Consider the following 19,522-nt stretch of genomic DNA (forward strand, 5'->3'; position numbering starts at 1 on the left):
TTTATTTAAGTAACGCGTTCTTCTCCTTAGCAAAAACCTTAAACACTTGCTTATCTAAAAATGCCGGTAAAAACTTGCTTAAAAATACGGTAAACTTTCCTTGCGGGGTCATGATAAGGGTACGCGCGCGATTTTGTATGCCATCAGCTATAATAACAGCTACCTGTTCGGCGGTCATCATTTTTTCCTCTTCTAAAGTACTTTCACCTTGCTGTACACCATTTTTATCGAGCGCAGTATTACGGATGTTTGATGCGGTAAACCCCGGGCTGGCCACCATTACATGAACACCAGTCTTTAAATTTTCTATTCGCAAAGCATCCATAAAACCATTCATAGCGAATTTTGAGGCCGAGTAGCCCGAGCGGCCGGGCAAGCCTTTATAGCCGGCAATGGATGATATACCTATTATGCTTCCTTTGGTTTTGATGATCTCGGGCAGGGCGTATTTGGTGCAGTAAACGGTGCCCCAAAAGTTAACGTCCATCAGGTTTTTCATTACTTTCAGGTCGAGATCTTTGAAAAGCGCGCGCATAGAGATACCGGCATTGTTTACCAGTACATCTACCCTGCCGAAGGTTAATATGGTTTGTTTAATGAGCGCGGCGCAATCTTCTTCAATAGCCACATCGCATTGCACGGCAATGGCTTTTACGTTATACTGATTTTGGAGATCCTGCGTTATTTGGCAAAGGGTTACATACTGGCGGGCGGCTAATACTAAATTGGCACCACGTAGGGCCAGTTCGATAGCAAGCGCTTTGCCTATTCCGGATGATGCACCGGTGATGATAACAACCTTATCTTTCAATTTCATACTTCGGGGCGAAGATCTGCGGGATACCCGGTATTTTTATCTTGGGCATATGCAGTAAATACTTCGCAGCGAATATAATCATAGCACCATAAAAGTACTTAATATGGCTCCAGCTTAATTTAGAATTTTGCGTGTTTTTGAAATTCAGTATATAGGTTTTAGGAAAGTAATAGTTTTTATAACCAGCCAGGCGGATGCGAAACGACAAATCAATATCGTGCCCAAACATGGTCAGGCGTTCATCTAACGGGCCTATTTTGTTTAAAACAGACTTGCGTAGCAGCATAAATGCGCCGTTAATTACATCAACCTCGGTAGTGGCAAATTCCTCTTCCTCTACCCAGGTATCATCATTTTTATACAAGCGCGATTTTGGGAAATATTTGGCCAGGCCGGTAAGCTTTAACAAACCGCCCCAGGCACGGGTAAAGCCGGTTCTTGACTCGGGCAGGAAGTTGCCGCGCGGACTAAGCGCACGCACACCAACACCACCGGCATCATTATGCGTATCCATAAATTCAAGTACATGCTCTACCGTTTTTTTGCCGCTAATTGTATCCGCATTGACCAGTAAAACATACTCTCCGGTTGCCTGCTCAATACCCTGATTGCGGGCTTTTGCCACACCAACCGTGGCTTTATTCAGGATTAGTTTGGCTTCTGAAAATTCCTCCTGCAACATCTTTTGCGACTTGTCAACCGATGCATCATCAATCACAATCAACTCATAATCAATATCCTTACAAGCCCTTATTAAAGTAAGCAGGGTTTGCTTTAAAAACATACACATGTTATGGTTAACTACGATGACAGAGATTTTCATAAGCTATCAGGATAATGAATTTTCGTACGGTACACGGGTTACGATAGATCGTCCTAACGTAATCTCGTCCACGTACTCTAATTCACCCCCAAAAGCTATGCCACGGGCAATAGTTGAGATATTTATTGCAAATTGTTTTAAACGTTTGTGCAGGTAAAAGATGGTGGTATCGCCTTCCATTGTTGCACTTAAGGCAAATATGACCTCTTTTACCCCATTTTCTTTTAACCTTTCTACCAGGGTATCTACCTGTAAGTCGCCCGGGCCAATGCCATCCATTGGCGATATTAAGCCACCTAAAACATGGTAAACACCGTTGTATTGGTTAGTATTCTCGATAGCCATTACATCGCGGGTATCCTCTACTACACAAATAAGGCTATGATCGCGTTTATATGATGCGCAGATCTCGCAAACCTTAAGGTCTGATATGTTATGACAGGTTTGGCAAAACTGGATCTCGTTACGCAGCTTACTCACCGCATTGCTGAATTTCTGCACCTCCTCCTTATCGCGGTTAAGCAAATGCAGCACTAAACGCAGCGCGGTTTTTTGGCCCACGCCCGGTAATTTTGCAAATTCGGCAACGGCATCCTCCAGCAATTTCGATGAAAAATTCATGGCACGAATTTACAGATTTTAGGCGATGCTACATAACCGGCGCATACCCGCTTGTTCCATTTTCAAGTGCAATAAAACGGGACAAACGGAACATGTTGTAAATCAATATTTTACATTTACAACTTTGACCTTCTATCTAAAGTAAAAATTAATCAAAAACAATTTAAATAATTGATATACAGAAAGTAATAATTATTAAATCTTGTCCCGTTTTTTGAAAAACGAGACAAGCTGACATTACCTTATTGAACTTATAAAGAGCTTGTTACAGCCATAATGGGATCAGAACTGTAATGATTGATTTTCAATGGGAATTTTCGACCTTTTTTCGGCCTCAGAACGGCCTTTTGTCAACTGATCTATAAACGGATAAAAATATAGGGTTTTAAATTAAGTGCTTAATATACAGTCAATAAAGCATTTTACAACTGTCCCGTTTTTTTCGAAATGGAACGCAAACGGAACAAGTATATTTTGCGCCGCAGGGCCATTTTAAGTGACCCTCCGGCGAACTAAAATAATCATGTCATTTCTGAATGATAGATTCTTCTTTATCGCTCAGCATGACAAAATGGAATTAGCCCCTACTCGCTCCTTAAACTCTTCACCGGATTGGCTATTGCCGCCTTTATAGCATGCGAGCTAATGGTAAGCAAAGCGAATAAAATAGCTGTAAAACCTGCAATTACAAAGGCCCATACATTCACATTTATGCGGTAGCTAAAACTCATTAGCCATTTATTCATCAGGTACCAGGCTATTGGCGAAGCAATAATGATAGAGATGATAACGAGTTTTAAAAAATCGCCGGTTAGTAGTTTGGTAATGCCTGTTACACTTGCGCCAAGCACTTTGCGGATGCCTATCTCTTTAGTCCGCTGCTCGGCAATAAAGGCGGCTAAACCAAATAGGCCCAGGCAGGCTACAAATATAGCCAGCACCGAAAAAACGGTGGCTGTACTGGCCATGTGCTGCTCTGATGCGTATAAATTTTGCACATGGCTATCCAGAAACTCGTAATCAAAACTTGAGTTTGGCATATCGGCCTTAAAGGCATTTTGCAACTGCCCCACAAATTGCGGCAAATCCTTCGCATTGTAGCGTATTAATAAAGTCCGCAAACTTTCGGGAGCTTTATTCATAGCGTAATATACGTAACCCCCTATTTCGCTTTTAAGCGACTGGTAGTTGAAATCTTTAACAACGCCACTAACGATAGACCTGCCGGACATTTCGCTTTCAATATATTTCCCTACAGCATCCTGCGGCGATTTAAAGCCAAGATATTTCATAGATGCTTCGTTCAACAGCACATAGCAACTGGTATCACCTTCGGCTATTGTTGTTGGTAATGAGTTGCCTGCAAGCAGCTTTAAGCCCATGGTTTTAACTATAGAGCCATCGGTATGACAGGTTTTTACCGGCATGCCGTCTTTATCTGTTGATGATTTCCTGATGCTCCTGCCGCTCTCCACATCACCGGGGATAGATTGAACGGCCGAAAAGCTTTCTACACCGGTTATGCCGCGCAAATCATTCATAAAGGCTGTTACCTGCTGCTTGCTTTGCGCAGCTTTAATGTTTATTGCAACTACACCGTTGGGGTTGTAACCCAAATCCTTGTTACGGATGTAATGGATTTGTTGCAGGATAACCGTAACAGCAATAATGAGGATGATTGAAGATGCGAACTGAAACACCACCAGCGACCGGCGGATAAAATCGGCAACGGAGTGTTTTAACTTCAGCTTATTCATTAATACCAGCGGCGAAATGCCCGACATAGAAAACGCCGGGTAGCTGCCGGCTATCAGGGTTACAAAAAGCCATGTTGATAGTAAGCTCAGTAAAATAGGCGCCGCTACAAACGCCTCCGGTTTTAATTCGATGCCTGTAATGTTTTGAAACAGCGGCTGAGCAGCAAAGGCAAGCGCATAACCTAAAACAATGGCTATAAATGATAGCAAGGCTGTTTCTGCATAAAATAGTGCAAGTAAATTACGGGTATTGGCGCCCAGTACCTTGTTTACCCCCACACCTTTAGCACGTTTTTGCGACCGCGCCGTAGCCAGGTTCATGTAATTTATACAGGCGATCAGTAACACCAACAGCGATAAAAACGTGAGTGCCTTTACCGTACTGATGCTTCCCATTCTTGACGAATAACCTGCCCTGATATCGGCAGAATACAGGTGGATATCTGCCAGGGGCTGGAATATAAAATTGGTGAAGAATTTATTATCCTTCTTAATATTCTTATCAATAAGTGCCGAGGCCTGCGCCTGTACCTGTGCCATATTTGCACCGGGCTGCAACAGGCAGTAGGTTTCATAACTTGCGTTGCTCCAGTATACATCTTTGCCCATCCAGCTATCCATAATGTTATAGATCATGTCGCAGTCGATGGTACTGTTGGCGGGCAAATTATCATACACGCCCGATACATGCAACGTATCGCGGTTATTTATATAAATAAGCTTTCCGAAAGCAGTTTCTTTACCATACAATCTTTCTTTTGCCGCACGCGAAAGCACGATCGATTTTGGCTGTGCAAAGGCTGTACGCGCATTCCCTTCAATAAAATTAATATCGAACATACCAAAAACCGCCGAATCGGCCAGGTATAACCCCTTTTCTGTAAAGTTTTTATCATCGGTCTTTATTGATACCTTAGCCCCAAAATCATGTTTAATAAGCCGTGTAGCTGCTTTTACCTGCGGGATGCTTTGCAGCAATGCCGGCCCTACCGAGTTTGGTACCTGTGCCCATACCTTGTAATTGTACTGCTCGCCGGTTTGCATATTTACCCGGTACATATTTTTTGAGTTTTTGTACATGCGGTCGAAACTCAGCTCGTACGAAATAGAGGCAAACAGTGTAATGCAAACGCACATGCCTATAGCCAGGCCGGCAATATTAAGCGTAGCAAAAAGTTTATTGCCCGTAATATTGCGCCATGCAATTTTAAAGTAGTTTTTAATCATGCTGGTAAATTTGATATCATGACAGGTATGCCAACTTATATGCCAAATTTATAATCAATTAAACATCAATCAGTTGTATGAGCAATACTTCAACAAGTGTTCGCATGCGTAACACTTTTCTGTTCGGGTATGATACAGGGTTAAACATATTGTCATGCTGAGCGTAGCGAAGCATCTATTCGCCAATATGCATATTGTTGATGCACAGTTCGCTAATAGATCCTTCACTACGTTCAGGATGACAGGGTGATTGTTATTCGCTCCTCAAACTCTTCACCGGGTTAACTACCGCGGCTTTTACTGATTGTACGCTTGTAACCACCAAAGCTATCACTACAGATACAGCAGCGGTTGCTGCAAATACCCAAAGCGGCACTTTAATATGGTAAGCAAAGTTTTGCAGCCAGCTATGCATAATTAGCCAGCCCGCGGGTGTTGCTATAAGTAAAGATAACATCACCAGTTTTAAAAAATCTTTTGAAAGCAAAGCAGTTATCTGTGTAATCGATGCCCCTAAAACCTTGCGGATACCTATTTCTTTTGTGCGCTGTGTAGTAATTAATGATATTAAGCCTAATAAACCAAGGCAGCTTATTAATATAGCAACGCCTGCACTTGCCGTAACCAGCTTATTAAGAAGCTCCTCTTTTTTATAGAAACCGGCCACCTGCTCATCCAAAAAGCGGTATTCAAACGCATAATCGGGGTACACGGCCTTCCACGCATCGCGAACCTGATCAATACCTGCCGATAAGCTTTTGCCGGATAATTTTACCGCCGCGTAACGGTAATAGTCCCGGCCCGTGCTGATCAATTGCGGCTCCATGGCATTATACAACGATTTTGAATGAAAATCTTTAACCACCCCAACTATTGTACCTTCCGCGTTATTCAGATCGCCCGAGGTAAATTTGCGGCCAATAACATCATCGGGGCTTTTTGCCCCAAGCATTTTTACCAGTTTTTCATTCACTAAAAATTGTTTGGTACTATCGTTTTCGGCGTAGTTTTTACCGGCAATTATTTTAAGTCCAAACGTTTTGGTGTAGTCAGCATCGCCAATTACTGTAAATACGGTGTATTTTTCCCAATCGCGGGTGTCATACTTTATACTCCCCCCCTTTTGTGATACCCCCATAGCCGCCTCATAACAATAGGATACACTTTTTACCCCCGGTTTACTAAGCATTAAATTACGCATATAGTCGGTTTTGGCCTTAGCTTTATCAGGTATTGGCACCATTACTATCGCGCTTTTATCAAAACCGGTATCGGCGGTTTTAAGGAATTTGGTTTGCAGCGTTATTAATACAGTGCAGATAATAAGCACCTGCGCAATAATATTCTGAGCCACTATTAAGCCTTTTCTGGTAAACTGTGAACTTTTTGTACCTGATATGAGCTGATTTTTCAGCGCGTCGATAGGTTTAAACCTGCTTAGTATCATAGCCGGATAAAAACCGGCAGCCAATACCACAATAATAAATACAGCCAGCAGGTATAATGGCAGCTGCCAAATGCTAAACATACTATAGGTTAAATTGGTGCCAAGCCAGCTATTAAGTACCGGCAAAAACAGGGTAACCCATAAAAGCGATAATGCAATTGCAACAAAAGCGATCAGGCTGGTTTCGGTAATAAACTGGTTAAAAATGCCTGCAGGTGTGCTCCCTAAAACCTTACGTGTGCCAATCTCTTTAGCCCGTTTTGTACTTTGCGCGGTGGCCATATTTATGAAGTTTACACAGGCAATTACAATAAGTAATAAACCTGTTAAACTTAAAATAACCAACAAGGGGCGTTGTATAACGCCGGCATAGCGGGCATCAAAATGCCATTCGCGTAAGGGTAATAATTTGTAATGATAAAAGCCGCCATCATTACCTAACACTTTTTTTATTATACCGCTTATTGCACTTTCTACAGCTTTAGGAGAGGCGTTATCATTTAACTGGAAAAAGATATTGGTATGCGAGTTAATGAAATACCACTCGTTACGCATCTGTTTGGCCATGTCGGGGTTTAGCTGCTCAAATGATGCCAGGGAGATAAACATATCAGCCCTAAAATCGGTATTGGGTTTATTTTGAGCAAGCACACCGGTTATTTTAACGGGCAGGTTACTATTTACAAGCAATGTTTTGCCCACAACATTGGTACTGCCAAAATATTTCCGGGCAAGGTTGCTGGTAATTACAGCAGTATTAGGTTCATTTAGGGCGCCGGCATAATTTCCCTGCTCCCAGGTATAATCAAATAATTCAAACCAATGCTTATCTGTAAGGGCAATGTTTTCATGCTCGGCAAATAACTTAGGGTGGGCAGTGTTGTTGTTTACCGCTATACTGAATGATCTGTCGCCTAAAAGCATGGCCACATTTTTCACCTGTGGTACCTGGGCTTTTACCGTGTTTGCCAGCACCATGGGCGCCCCTTTTTCGTAGCTGATGGTACCATCGGGTATATGCATCTCATCTACAACACGGTATATTTGTTTAGCATTACGATGGTAGGTGTCAAAACTTAAATGATAAGTTACAAACTGAAACAGGATAATACTACAGGCAATGCCCAATGATAGCCCGAAGATATTTATACTGCTATAAAACCTGTGTTTAACCAGGTTACGGAAGGCAATTTTTAAGTAAGTTTTAAGCATAAGTGCCGCTTTGGTTTGATGCCACAATATCAGCACTATAGCTGTTAAATTATAATTTTTAACATTAGTTAACAGGTTAAAATAACAATAGCGATGGATATAATCCATCGCTATTGTTATTTGTCATGCTGGGCGATAGCGAAGCATTTATCGCCGATATGTATGTCGGTGATGCACAGTTAGCCAATATATCCTTCACTACGTTCAGGATGACAGGGTGGCTATTATTCGCTTCTTAAACTACTAACCGGGTTGGCTACGGCTGCTTTAACGGTTTGGAAGCTAAGCGTAACCAATGCCAGTAACAACATACCCGCCCCGCTCAGGGCAAATATCCACCAGCTAATGGTGGTGCGGTCGGCAAAGTTTTCCATCCACTTTTGCATGGCATAATAGGCCAAAGGCGTTACCAGCACAAAGGCCAGCCCTATCAGCCACATCAGTTCTGTTGATAGTAAGGTTACTATTTGGGTTACTGTAGCGCCAAGTACTTTGCGTACGCCAATCTCTTTGGTGCGCTGCCCGGTGGTGTATATGGCTAACCCTAATAAACCAAGGCAGCTTATCAGTATAGATAAACCCGTTGCCCAGGTAAGCAAAGTTGAGGTATGCTGCTCGGCGTTGTAAAATTTGGCTATGCTTTCATCGTAAAAGGCATACTCAAAATCATCATCCGGGTAAATTTCCTTCCATATCTTCTGCATACTGCTAATACCGGTTTTCCATTCATTGCCACCTGCTGTTTGCGGCTTAAATGCAATGTGAAATGTGCGGTTGTTCCATTTGTTATGTACCGGCATCAGTATGGCCAGCGGTTTTATGGGCGAGTGTAACGATTTCTGATAAAAATCTACAGTTACCCCTACTATCTCGCGTTTTTTACCGTTGTAATCTAACAGCTTACCTAAAGCTTTATCCGGGGTACGGAAACCCAATACTTTTGCGTAGGTATTATTAATAACAATGTTACCTGAAGTATCTGCTTGCATCAGGTTACGGCCTGCCAGTAACTTTATCTTATAAACTTTCAGGTAGTTTTCGTCGGCAAATTTTTGCTGCAGGTCGGTTTTTATTTCCTTTTTACCATCTGTATAGGTTACCGTTGTAGAGTTTGTATTGTTTGATGATGGTGCCGCCCCGCCAACGCTTATCAATTCTATTTGCGGTATAGCAATAAGCTTGTTCATAAATACCTGCTGTTTATTGGTATTGATGCTTTTATATGGGGTGGAGATATTTACAATGGCATCCTTTTTAAAGCCCAGATCTTTATGCAGCGCGTAATAGATCTGCTTGCTTACCAGTATGGTAGCCATAATGAAAAACTGTGCTATCACAAACTGGGTTACTGTTAATGATTTACGCAGCCAGGCGTTGCGGGTTTTGCTGTTGTTATTGCTTGCCTGGTTTTTGAGTACCGAAACCGGCTTATAGCCTGATAATACCAGCGCCGGGTAAAAACCCGACAAGATGCTTACCCCAATGGTTAATACAATTAGGAATACAATGAGCCCGGGCTGTTTAAATACATTTGCCGATATGCCTTGAGGTACAAAATCTGCAAAGAGTTTTAAAATTACAGGTGCCAGCGCTATGGAAATAATTACGGCGAATAAGGTGATCAGGAAAGTCTCGCTTAAAAACTGGGTAATGAGCTGACTGCGTTTGCTGCCCATGGTTTTACGGATACCTATCTCTTTAGCCCGTTGTGATGCCTGCGCTGTTGTAAGGTTTATAAAATTGATACAGCCCAACACCAACAGGAAAGCGGCTATTACCAGCAGTCCATATAATGTGGTTTTATTAGCCGTACGCACCCCATCCATCCCGCCGTATAGCTGATCGAAATGGATTTCGTTCAAAGCCTGTAAATGAAAACCTTGCGAGTTACCTTTATCTTCGGGTTTGGGAGGGTTATGTGTTTTAAGCATCACGTTCAGCTGTTTTTCAACCTGTGCCGATGATGCTTTGTCGGATAGTTTAATGAACAACTGAGATGCCGAATTGGTATTCCCCCATTGCGTCATATCGAATTGATCTTTTATATAATGATCGCTTGTGCCGGTTATGTATGATATGAAATCATGAAAAAGGAAATCGGTGTTCTCTGTTATAGGTGCTACTACGCCGCTCACAGTGGTTTTCAGCGAGTCGTCATAAATTACCTGTTTCCCTATCATTTCGCTGTACTCAAGCTTCGGGAAGTATATTTTGGCTTGCGTAGATGTTAACACAACCTGGTTAGGCTGCTTTAACGATGTTTTTGCCGAGCCTGCCAACCAGTTGTAATGGATCAGGTTAAAGTATTGCTCATCGGCAAATATAATGCCCTCTTGCTTTTTAAGCTTATGATTGGTTACCGGTCCATCCGGGATGATCACATCCTGCTGCCCGTAAATATAAAACGGTGCTACAATATCAACCCCGGTAGCTTCTGTTTTTACAGCGCCGGGCAGGGCCATGGTTACACCGTTATTATAGCCAACCTCGCCGGCAAAAGAGTAATTGGTAGTTACCCGGTAAATGCGGTCGCTGTCTTTATGAAACTTATCAAAAGTAAAATCAAAATGCACTATCAGGTATATAACCAGCGCAGCGCTTATCCCTATTGATAAACCTACAACGTTTATCAGCGTAAACAGCTTATGCCTGCGAAAGCCCCTTAACGCGATCTTGAAATAACTTTTTATCATGATATTAAATTATAAATTCTAAAAACCAAACTATAAATCCTAATTTTTAATTATTAAGCCTACAAATCTCTAATCTCTATCACTCGCTGCGTAAGCTTTTTACCGGGTTGCTCAGTGCGGCTTTTATAGCCTGCCAGCTTACGGTTACTATTGTTATGGCAAGGCTAATAACTATAGTTGCAACAAACACCCACGGGCTTATATCGGTGCGGTAGGTGTACTTGTGCAGCCATTGATCCATAAAATGCCAGCTTACAGCCCCGCCAATAATAAAGGCGATAATAACCAGCTGCACAAATTCTTTTGAAAGGTTAAACCACAGGTTTGCAGTAGTTGCCCCCAGTACCTTGCGGATGCCTATCTCCTTGCGGCGCTGCTCGGCACTAAACGATGCCAGTCCGAATAAGCCCAGGCATGATAGTACAATGGCCAGTACGGTGAATGAATTTGAAAGCGTTCCCAATAATTGCTCGGTACGGAATTTTCTGCTGTATTCCTCGTCAACAAATTTGTAATCGAAGGGATAATCGGGGTTGTATTTTTTATAAACGGCAGTTAATTTATTTAATGCTTCAGATAAAGGTAAGGCTTTATTAAGCCTTACACCTGCCATACCCGCCCAGCCTTTTAAATTGCCCACTATGAGCGGTTTTTCAGCGTCGGTTGGTGAGTTTACAATATAGTTTTTTAAGATGCCGACAACCGTGCGGTCGGCCCCCTGCCAGTTTATTATGGCCCCCAAAGGTTCTTTTAAACGCATCATTTTTACGGCGGCCTCGTTGATCATAATAGCGGTGCTATCTGATGGGCGGGCAATGTCGAAGTCGCGCCCATCTACCAGTTTAAGGCCATATGTGCTGGTGAAATGGTAATTGGTAACTATTTGTTCTATTGGGAGTTTATCTTCGCCTGGCAACTGCCCGGGCCATTTGATACCCCATGATGCACCGCCGTTACCTGTGATAGTATTTGATGTGCTTGCCGCATCGCTTATAGCGCCCGATGCTATGGCATCCCTGCGGAAACTTTCAAATTCGTTGTAGAGCCTTCCATCAAGCGGGATCTCTACCAGGCCGCTTTTATTGTAACCTGCCGGGCGGTTCTTTATAAAGTTTAGTTGTTTGTAAATAAGGATGGTTGACAGGATAAGGCACGTAGCGAACGAGAACTGCACAATAACCAATATTTGCCTTGGCCTTAAAGTGGCTTTGCCTGCTTTATTTATTCCCTTTAAAACCTTTACCGGTTTAAACGACGACAGGAACAACGCCGGGTAACTGCCGGAAATGATCCCGGTGATCAGGGTGATGCTCAATCCTGCTATCCAAAAGAATGGTGCGCTGTAAGGAACGGTTAAGTTTTTGGATATAATACCGTTAAAATATGGCAGCAGTAAGATAACCAATACGAGCGCAAGCCCGAATGATATCACACACATCAGCAACGATTCGCCCATAAACTGCTGGATGATGGAAATTCGCCTTGCGCCTACTACCTTGCGTACCCCAACCTCGCGGGCGCGGGTTTCTGAGCGCGCGGTTGAAAGGTTCATGAAATTGATACAGGCTATAAGCAGGATGCCTATAGCCAAAAACATAAACAGGCGCACATATTCTATAACGCCGCCGCCGGTGCTTACGCCGTTTTTAAATTCGCCGTAAAGGTGTTGTTTGGAAAATTGATACAAAAACAATTTATTCTCTTTACCTCCCGGGTTATATTTTGCCATAAAGCCGCTTAACTTGCCATTAACTTTATTAAGATCGATGCCGGGTTTTACCATCACAAAGGTTTGAAAAGCGTAATTATTCCAGCTTGATGTTTTTATCCATGGCTCATCTGCCTCCAGCATGGCCCACGAACCCAGTGCGCTAAATTTCATGGAGCTGTTTTCGGGCATATCTTTTATAATGCCGGTCACTTTTGCATTGCGCGCACTATTTATTTTAACTGTTTTGCCCATCGGATCGGCATTGCCAAAAATTGCTTTGGCGCCGCTTTGGGTTAATACAACTGATGATACCTCAGTAAAGGCAGATGCTTTATTACCCTGTACAAACTCAAAGCTAAAAATATCCAGCAGCGATGGATCGGCCGAAAGCATATTGAGGTTAAGTGATTTATCTTTATAGTTGAAAAGGCTACTATTTATCCAGTTAGTACGCGCGGTAAACGCAATCTCGGGATAGTTTTTATGTATTGCCTCAGCTACCGGTACCGACATGCTGTTACCGGTTTTTATCTCACCGTTTGATGGCTGGTTACGCCAAACCTGGTATATGCGGTCTTCGTTTTTGTACATCTTATCAAACGAAAACTCATTGTATACATACAGCAACAGCATAAAACTTACGGCCATACCCACACTTAGTCCGCCAATATTGATGAGGCTAAAAAGTTTATGCTTGGTTAAATTGCGAAACGCTATTTTAAAGTAATTCCGTATCATGATGACTTAATTCTAATTTTGAAAAAAAACTAAATTCTAAACCAATAACGCCCTAACCTCTAATCACAATCACTCACTCTTTAAACTCTTAACCGGGTTAGCCAACGCCGCTTTTATAGATTGAAAGCTTATGGTAATAACCGCAATAAACATAGCTCCTGCACCTGCTGCTACTATTATCCACCATTTTATGCCATCGCGGTAAGCAAAGCCTTTTAACCATTGCTGCATAGACAGCCATGCCAGCGGCGAAGCGATCAGTATTGATATGATAACCAGTTTTATAAAATCTTTTGATAGCATACCCACGATGATAGACACATTGGCACCTAATACCTTACGGTTACCGATCTCTTTGGTGCGTTGTTCAGCAGCGTAGGCGGCCAGTCCAAATAAACCAAGGCAGGCTATGATAATGGCCATTGTAGTGAATATAATAAAGATGGTACCAATGCGCTGCTCGGCACGGTACGATGCATCAAACTCTTCGTCCATAAACGAGTAATCGAACTCCATGTTGGGCGAAACCGCCTGCCACTTGCTTTTAAACTGGCTGATAAGGTTTGGCATATCGGCGGTTTTTATCCGTACAGACAAGCGCCCGTTACTTTCGGCAAGTTGAAATACCAGTGCAGTAACATTATCGCGCAGTGTGTTAAAATTAAAATCTTTTATTACACCAATAATATGCATCTGCTTAAGCTTTGTAGCTGTGTTATCCATTGGCAGGTAAAGCTCCTTGCCTATCGGGTCGGCAAAGCCAAGCTGCCTGGCTGCTGTTTCATTAATAACCAAAGCGGTGGAGTCGGTCATCATTTCTTTAGCGAAGTTACGGCCGGCAGTCACTTTCATACTCATAGTAGGCACATAATCTGCATCAACATCCCAAAATTGTGTTGCAAGGGCTGTTTTACTATCGTGCGCCTGGCTGGTAAAAAAGGTTGTACTATTACGGTTACCCGCTGTTGGCGAGTAGCTGCTTAATGTAGCGCCCTGTACTCCCGGCAGGCGTTCAAGCTCGTGCTTTAATACTTTGGCATCATTACCTAAGTTGTTGGTGTTTTTGATCACCATTACATGCTCGCGATCATACCCAAGGTTTTTGCTTTGGATGTATTTAAGCTGATGGTAAATAACCATGGTGCCTATAATGAGGAAAATAGAGATAGAGAACTGGAACACCACTAAAAAGCTGCGCAGAAAGCCACCTTTAAAGCCCGATGCCAGTTTACCCTTTAATACATCAATTGGTTGGAATGCCGACAGGAAAAACGCCGGGTATGAGCCCGCAAGGCAACCTATCACAATAATCCCTACTATCAGCAAGGGTACCAACCATGCAAAAGTTTGGGCGGTAAATATAATTTCTTTGCCCGAAGTTTGGTTAAACAGCGGTAGTAAAGCCCATGCCCCAAACACCGCTATTACGGTGGCTATAAATGTGACAATAATTGATTCTGATAAAAATTGCGCTATCAAAAATTTACGTGGAGAGCCGAGTACTTTACGCACCCCTACTTCGCGGGCGCGGTTTGCCGAACGGGCTGTGCTCAGGTTCATGAAGTTAACGCAGGCTATCAGCAATATAAAAATGGCAATTGCCGAAAATATATATACATATTGGATGTTGCTGTTATCATCCAACTCGGCTAAACGGTTTGATCGCAGGTGGATATCCTGCAGTGGTGTAAGGTTTAGGTGAAAGTAGCCTCCTGTTCTTTCGAACTGATCATAATCAATACGAATAGCAGCCTGTAACTGCCCGCTGATGCTCTTTTTCACCATTGCAGGAAGCTTGGCTTGCAGTTTTTGGATGCTTGCACCCGGTTTAAGCAGTACGTAAGTGTTAAAGTTGTTACTTAACCAGTTATCTTCCTTGCTTTCCTGCAGGTCTGTCATGGCCAGGAAAAAATCAAACCTGAAGTGCGATTGCTTGGGGATGTCTTTTATAACGCCGGTTACCTTATAATTCAACGAATCATTCAGCAACAGCATTTTGCCAACGGCATTTGTAGTATTAAAATACTTTTTGGCCATGGTTTGGTTTATAACAATACTACGCGGGTCTTTTAAAGCGGTGGCCGGGTCGCCATCTAACATGGGCAGGGTAAATACATCAAATATGCCCGGGTCGGCATATATAATGCTATGCTCCTGTACATTCTGGTTCCCTTTCCTTATTTTATACTCGCCCCAGCCGCGAAAACGAACTACTTTTTCCACTTCTGGAAAATTGCTCATAAAGGTAGCCGCCAGAGGCGCGGGCACCTCCGCAAACGAGCGGGTTTGCCCGCCAAATTTAATATCATTATTTACCCGGTATATGCGGTCTATCCTGGTATTATACTTATCGTAGCTTAACTCATCTATCACATAAAAAACAATAAGCATGCAAACGCATAACCCAAGGGCTAATCCTAATATGTTAATAATGGTGAAGCCCTTGTTCTTCTTTAAGCTACGGAATGCCGTTTTTATATAATTTTTAAACATAATGATGAAAATGAAATTCTAAAAAACTAAACCCTAAGCTCTAAAGCTATTAAGATCTAACCTCTGATTATTAACTACTCGCTCCGTAAACTTTTTACGGGGTTTGTTAATGCCGCCTTAACTGTTTGGAAACTTACCGTTATAAAAGCCACGGTTAATGCCAGCGCGCCTGCCAAAACAAATACCCACCACTGTATCTCTATACGGTAGGCAAACTCCTGCAGCCACCTGTGCATAGCGTACCAGGTAACCGGTATGGCTATTAAAACCGATATGGTTACCAATTTTAAGAACTGCGCCGATAACATACCCGTAATACTGCCCGCTGATGCACCCAATACCTTGCGGATACCGATCTCTCTAACCCGCTGGCGAATGCTGAATGCCGATAAACCAAACAGGCCCAGGCTTGCAATGATCACTGCCAATATGGCGAATGAGGTGAATATTTTACCTGTGCGTGCCTCGGCTACATATAGCTGGGCAAACTGGTCATCTAAAAAAGTATAACTAAAAGGCGCATCGGCGTGGTATTCATTCCATTGGTTTTCGATGCTTGTTACCAGAGCGTGCATATCTGTTGTTTTAACTTTTACAATGATAGAGCCATTGCTGTTGCCCAAAAGCATCATTAAAGGGGCTATTTTTTGTTTGGCAGATGAATACTGAAAATCTTTAACCACTCCTACTATGTTAAACTCGTGCTGGCCCGACCGTACAATGGTTTTACCTATCGGGTCTGTTTTATCCAGGCCCAATTCGTGTACGGCGGTTTCGTTAACCAATACGCCTGAAGAATCGGCTTTTGAGCCTGCGATAAAATTACGACCGGCAGTCATTTGCATACGCATGGTGGGCACGTAGTTTTCATCGATATGATAAATATTCGCGTGGATCTCGCTATGGCCGGTATTGCTCGTGGTCGATTTTAGGTAGATCTGTGTGCCATCGCTCACCCTAACAGGTACATCGTTAGTAATGGTTGCGTTTACAATGCGCTTATCCTGTAATAACTGGTTTTTAAACGGAACAATGTTGTTTTTTAAAGTGTAGGTATCGTTTATTACCAAAACCTGTTCTTTATCGTACCCAAGCTTTTTATTCTGCATAAAATGCAGCTGCTGGTAAACAATGAATGTGGCGATGATAAATGCCGTTGATATAAAGAACTGGAAAACGATTAGCCCGCTGCGCAGCAGGCTGCGGTTGTTTTGCGTGCTGCCATTTCCTTTTAATACACTCAGTATTTTAAATGATGAGATAAAAAACGCGGGATAAATACCAGCCGCTATACCTACTATTAAAGCTATCAACAACTCGATAACAATGGCTTTATAATTAAGGTAGAACAACATGCTGATGTTTTTACCAGATACGCCGTTAAAGTATGGCAATAAAAGGTATACCAATGCCAGGGCAAAACCCATTGCAAGGGTTGTTAGCAGTACAGATTCGGTAAGAAACTGTGATATCAAGCTGTTTTTTAATGAACCCAATACCTTGCGGATACCTACTTCTTTTGAACGTTTTGCAGATGCCGCGGTAGAAAGGTTGGTAAAGTTTATACAAGCCAGCAACAATATAAAAATGGCCAGCGCGCCAAATATATAAATGTAGTTGATATCGCCGTTAGCCTCGCGCTCGTACTTGGTGTGCGAGTGCAGGTGGATATCTGTTACCGGCTGTAAAGTGAACAGGAAAGTATTGACCGATTTTTGCGCTTCGGCCAGGCTTACGCCCATATCGCGCTGGATCTCGGGCACCACGTATTTGGCCACCAGTTGCGGGAACTGCGCCTGCAACTTTTTAGGGTCGGCATTTTTGTTGAGTAACAGGTAGGTATAGAAACCAACGTTGCTCCAGGTTTGTTGTCTGCCTGCGATATAAGTGATCATACTGGCAAAACCATCAGCATGAAAATGTGAGTTATCGGGTACTTTATCAATCACACCGGTAACCTTCATGGTTTTATCGCCCACTATCAGCATTTTACCCAGGGCAGATGCATCACCAAAATATTTTTTGGCCATTGCCTTGGTAAGCACTATGGTGTTGGGTTCGACAAGACTGGTTTTTGCATCCCCTTCCAGCAATGGGATAGAGAACGTTTGCAGGAAGTTTGCATCCGCCATAACCAGGTTAGTTTCTTTGAACTGTTGGTCGGCGGCTTTGACAAACAGGGGCTGCAGGCTTGACATACGTGTAAACGCAGCTACCTCCGGGAAAGCGTTTTTCATGCCCTCTCCTACAGCTATATCCACAATAGGGTAATTATCTGTACCAACCGAGCCCACGGTACCCAGATTCACACGGTAAAGCTGTTTGGCATTGGCCGAGTAGGTATCATACGTAAGCTCCTGGTACAGGTACCCGCTTATCAGCATACAGCAAGCCAGCCCTACAGCCAGGCCAAACATATTTATGAACGAGAACACCATGTTTTTGGTAAGGCTTCTCCAGGCAATGGTCAGATAATTTTTTATCATGATAATTCTAATACTAAATCTATTTATTCGGAACGTAAGCTTTTAACCGGATTTGCCAGCGCGGCCTTTATAGCCTGGTAGCTTACCGTTGCAACGGCAATAATTACGGTAATTAAACCTGCCAGGGCCAGCATCCACCAGCTAATGGTAATGCGGTATTCAAATTTTTGCAACCATTTGTTCATGGCCCAGATGGATACCGGTATAGCTAACACAATGGCAATAGCTACAAGCTTTAAAAAATCTTTTGATAACAGGCCGGCAAGGTTTACTACACTTGCACCTAATACTTTGCGCACGCCTATTTCTTTAACGCGTTGCTCCGCGGCATAAGCTGCCAAACCAAACAAGCCAAGGCATGATATGATGATGGCCAGGCCACCAAATATGTTTGATAATGTAGCTAATAGCTGTTCGTTCTGGAATTTCTTCTCAAAATCGCTGTCAACAAACTTAACGGTTGGCGGGTATGCAGGGTTAAATGTTTTAAGCGCCTTGTTTATAGCAGCTATGTTAGCGCTAATGCTTTTGTTTTGGTTTAAGCGCAGGTCAATAGTAGCACCGCCGGTACCGCCGTAACTGGTTAACATTGGGCGTGTTTTTTCATACGGAGATCCCCAAACAAAATCTTTATAAACACCAATAATAGTTACCTGGGTATCCCCCCATTTAATGAGTGAACCAACCGGGTTTTTAAATTTCATCACCTTAGCTGCCGATTCATTTATCATAACAGATTTGCCCGAAGTATCTGCCGGGTAAGCAGGCGAAAATTCACGCCCGTCTATCAGTTTAACACCTGCAGTTTTAACAAAATCGGTACCTACGCTAAACACGTCAAACAGGATGGTTTCGTCATCGCGTTTGCCAGGCCAGCTTACACCCCATGTATTATTACCATCTTCGGTAATACTTTGCGATAATGTAGTGCCGTTGGTAACTATGCCATCGGTTTTTAACTGGTTTATTAAAATATCGCTACTTTTTTTCAGATCACCTTCCATAGGTATCTCAACAAGGTTGTTCTTATCAAACCCTGTCGATTTTTCCTGCACAAATTTTATCTGGCGATAAATACAAATGGTGGCAGTTATTAAAAACACCGCGAAGCCAAATTGTACAACAACCAGCACTTTGCGTAATGGTAATGCCGAGCTGCCGCCTTTAAACATCCCCTTAAGCACTTTTATGGGCTCAAATGATGAAAGATAAAATGCGGGGTAACTACCGGCAAGCACACCTGTAAACAGGCCGATACCTACTATGGCTCCCCAGGTTAACAAACTGTTATAAGGTATGGCTAATTGTATACCTAATAAATTGTTAAAATATGGTAATGAAATAATAACGATACCAATAGCAACTGCCGTTGATAATAACGACAAAATTACCGACTCGGTAATAAACTGACTGATAAGCGATGCCCTGTTTGAGCCGATAGCCTTGCGGATACCAACCTCTTTGGCGCGCTCCTCTGAACGGGCTGTGCTCAGGTTC

At 42.8% G+C, this 19,522-nt stretch carries 10 protein-coding genes; all 10 read right to left on the reverse strand.

What is annotated here, in order from left to right; all coding sequences use genetic code 11:
- Position 1: 1 nt before the first annotated feature.
- On the reverse strand, positions 2-817 hold the full coding sequence (locus tag WC615_RS08590) for an SDR family oxidoreductase (protein ID WP_372977698.1): 816 nt from the start codon (positions 815-817) through the stop codon (positions 2-4).
- Entirely contained in the window at positions 801-1,640 is an 840-nt protein-coding gene (locus WC615_RS08595; RefSeq protein WP_372977699.1) for a glycosyltransferase family 2 protein, read from the reverse strand. The genes WC615_RS08590 and WC615_RS08595 overlap by 17 nt, the downstream gene beginning before the upstream one ends.
- A gap of 6 nt (positions 1,641-1,646) precedes the next feature.
- A complete protein-coding gene (gene recR / locus WC615_RS08600; protein WP_372977700.1) occupies positions 1,647-2,261 on the reverse strand; it encodes a recombination mediator RecR in 615 nt (204 codons plus the stop codon).
- Positions 2,262-2,845: 584 nt separating this feature from the next.
- The gene (locus WC615_RS08605) at positions 2,846-5,245 is read right to left on the reverse strand and encodes an ABC transporter permease (protein ID WP_372977701.1); all 2,400 of its coding nucleotides are present in this window, start codon (positions 5,243-5,245) and stop codon (positions 2,846-2,848) included.
- Between the two features lie 253 nt (positions 5,246-5,498).
- Positions 5,499-8,012, reverse strand: coding sequence for an ABC transporter permease (locus WC615_RS08610; protein WP_372977702.1), 2,514 nt, complete (start codon positions 8,010-8,012; stop codon positions 5,499-5,501).
- Between the two features lie 116 nt (positions 8,013-8,128).
- Positions 8,129-10,597 (reverse strand): ABC transporter permease, encoded by a 2,469-nt coding sequence (locus WC615_RS08615; RefSeq protein ID WP_372977703.1) that lies wholly within the window; start codon positions 10,595-10,597, stop codon positions 8,129-8,131.
- Between the two features lie 79 nt (positions 10,598-10,676).
- Positions 10,677-13,046, reverse strand: coding sequence for an FtsX-like permease family protein (locus tag WC615_RS08620; protein ID WP_372977704.1), 2,370 nt, complete (start codon positions 13,044-13,046; stop codon positions 10,677-10,679).
- A gap of 69 nt (positions 13,047-13,115) precedes the next feature.
- A complete protein-coding gene (locus WC615_RS08625) occupies positions 13,116-15,539 on the reverse strand; it encodes an ABC transporter permease (RefSeq protein ID WP_372977705.1) in 2,424 nt (807 codons plus the stop codon).
- Positions 15,540-15,613: 74 nt separating this feature from the next.
- On the reverse strand, positions 15,614-18,025 hold the full coding sequence (locus tag WC615_RS08630; RefSeq protein ID WP_372977706.1) for an ABC transporter permease: 2,412 nt from the start codon (positions 18,023-18,025) through the stop codon (positions 15,614-15,616).
- A 23-nt stretch (positions 18,026-18,048) separates the two neighbouring features.
- A partial coding sequence (locus tag WC615_RS08635; protein ID WP_372977707.1) for an FtsX-like permease family protein occupies positions 18,049-19,522 on the reverse strand: 1,474 nt, incomplete at its 5' end.

The organism is Mucilaginibacter sp. (genome assembly GCF_041663085.1).
Taxonomy (GTDB): Bacteria; Bacteroidota; Bacteroidia; order Sphingobacteriales; family Sphingobacteriaceae; genus Mucilaginibacter.

What these genes read in the sequence shown, in the direction of transcription:
- WC615_RS08590 (WP_372977698.1), bottom strand. Translation starts at nt 817, where the DNA reads ATGAAATTGAAAGATAAGGTTGTTATCATCACCGGTGCATCATCCGGA.
- WC615_RS08595 (WP_372977699.1), bottom strand. Translation starts at nt 1,640, where the DNA reads ATGAAAATCTCTGTCATCGTAGTTAACCATAACATGTGTATGTTTTTA.
- recR (WP_372977700.1), bottom strand. Translation starts at nt 2,261, where the DNA reads ATGAATTTTTCATCGAAATTGCTGGAGGATGCCGTTGCCGAATTTGCA.
- WC615_RS08605 (WP_372977701.1), bottom strand. Translation starts at nt 5,245, where the DNA reads ATGATTAAAAACTACTTTAAAATTGCATGGCGCAATATTACGGGCAAT.
- WC615_RS08610 (WP_372977702.1), bottom strand. Translation starts at nt 8,012, where the DNA reads ATGGATTATATCCATCGCTATTGTTATTTTAACCTGTTAACTAATGTT.
- WC615_RS08615 (WP_372977703.1), bottom strand. Translation starts at nt 10,597, where the DNA reads ATGATAAAAAGTTATTTCAAGATCGCGTTAAGGGGCTTTCGCAGGCAT.
- WC615_RS08620 (WP_372977704.1), bottom strand. Translation starts at nt 13,046, where the DNA reads ATGATACGGAATTACTTTAAAATAGCGTTTCGCAATTTAACCAAGCAT.
- WC615_RS08625 (WP_372977705.1), bottom strand. Translation starts at nt 15,539, where the DNA reads ATGTTTAAAAATTATATAAAAACGGCATTCCGTAGCTTAAAGAAGAAC.
- WC615_RS08630 (WP_372977706.1), bottom strand. Translation starts at nt 18,025, where the DNA reads ATGATAAAAAATTATCTGACCATTGCCTGGAGAAGCCTTACCAAAAAC.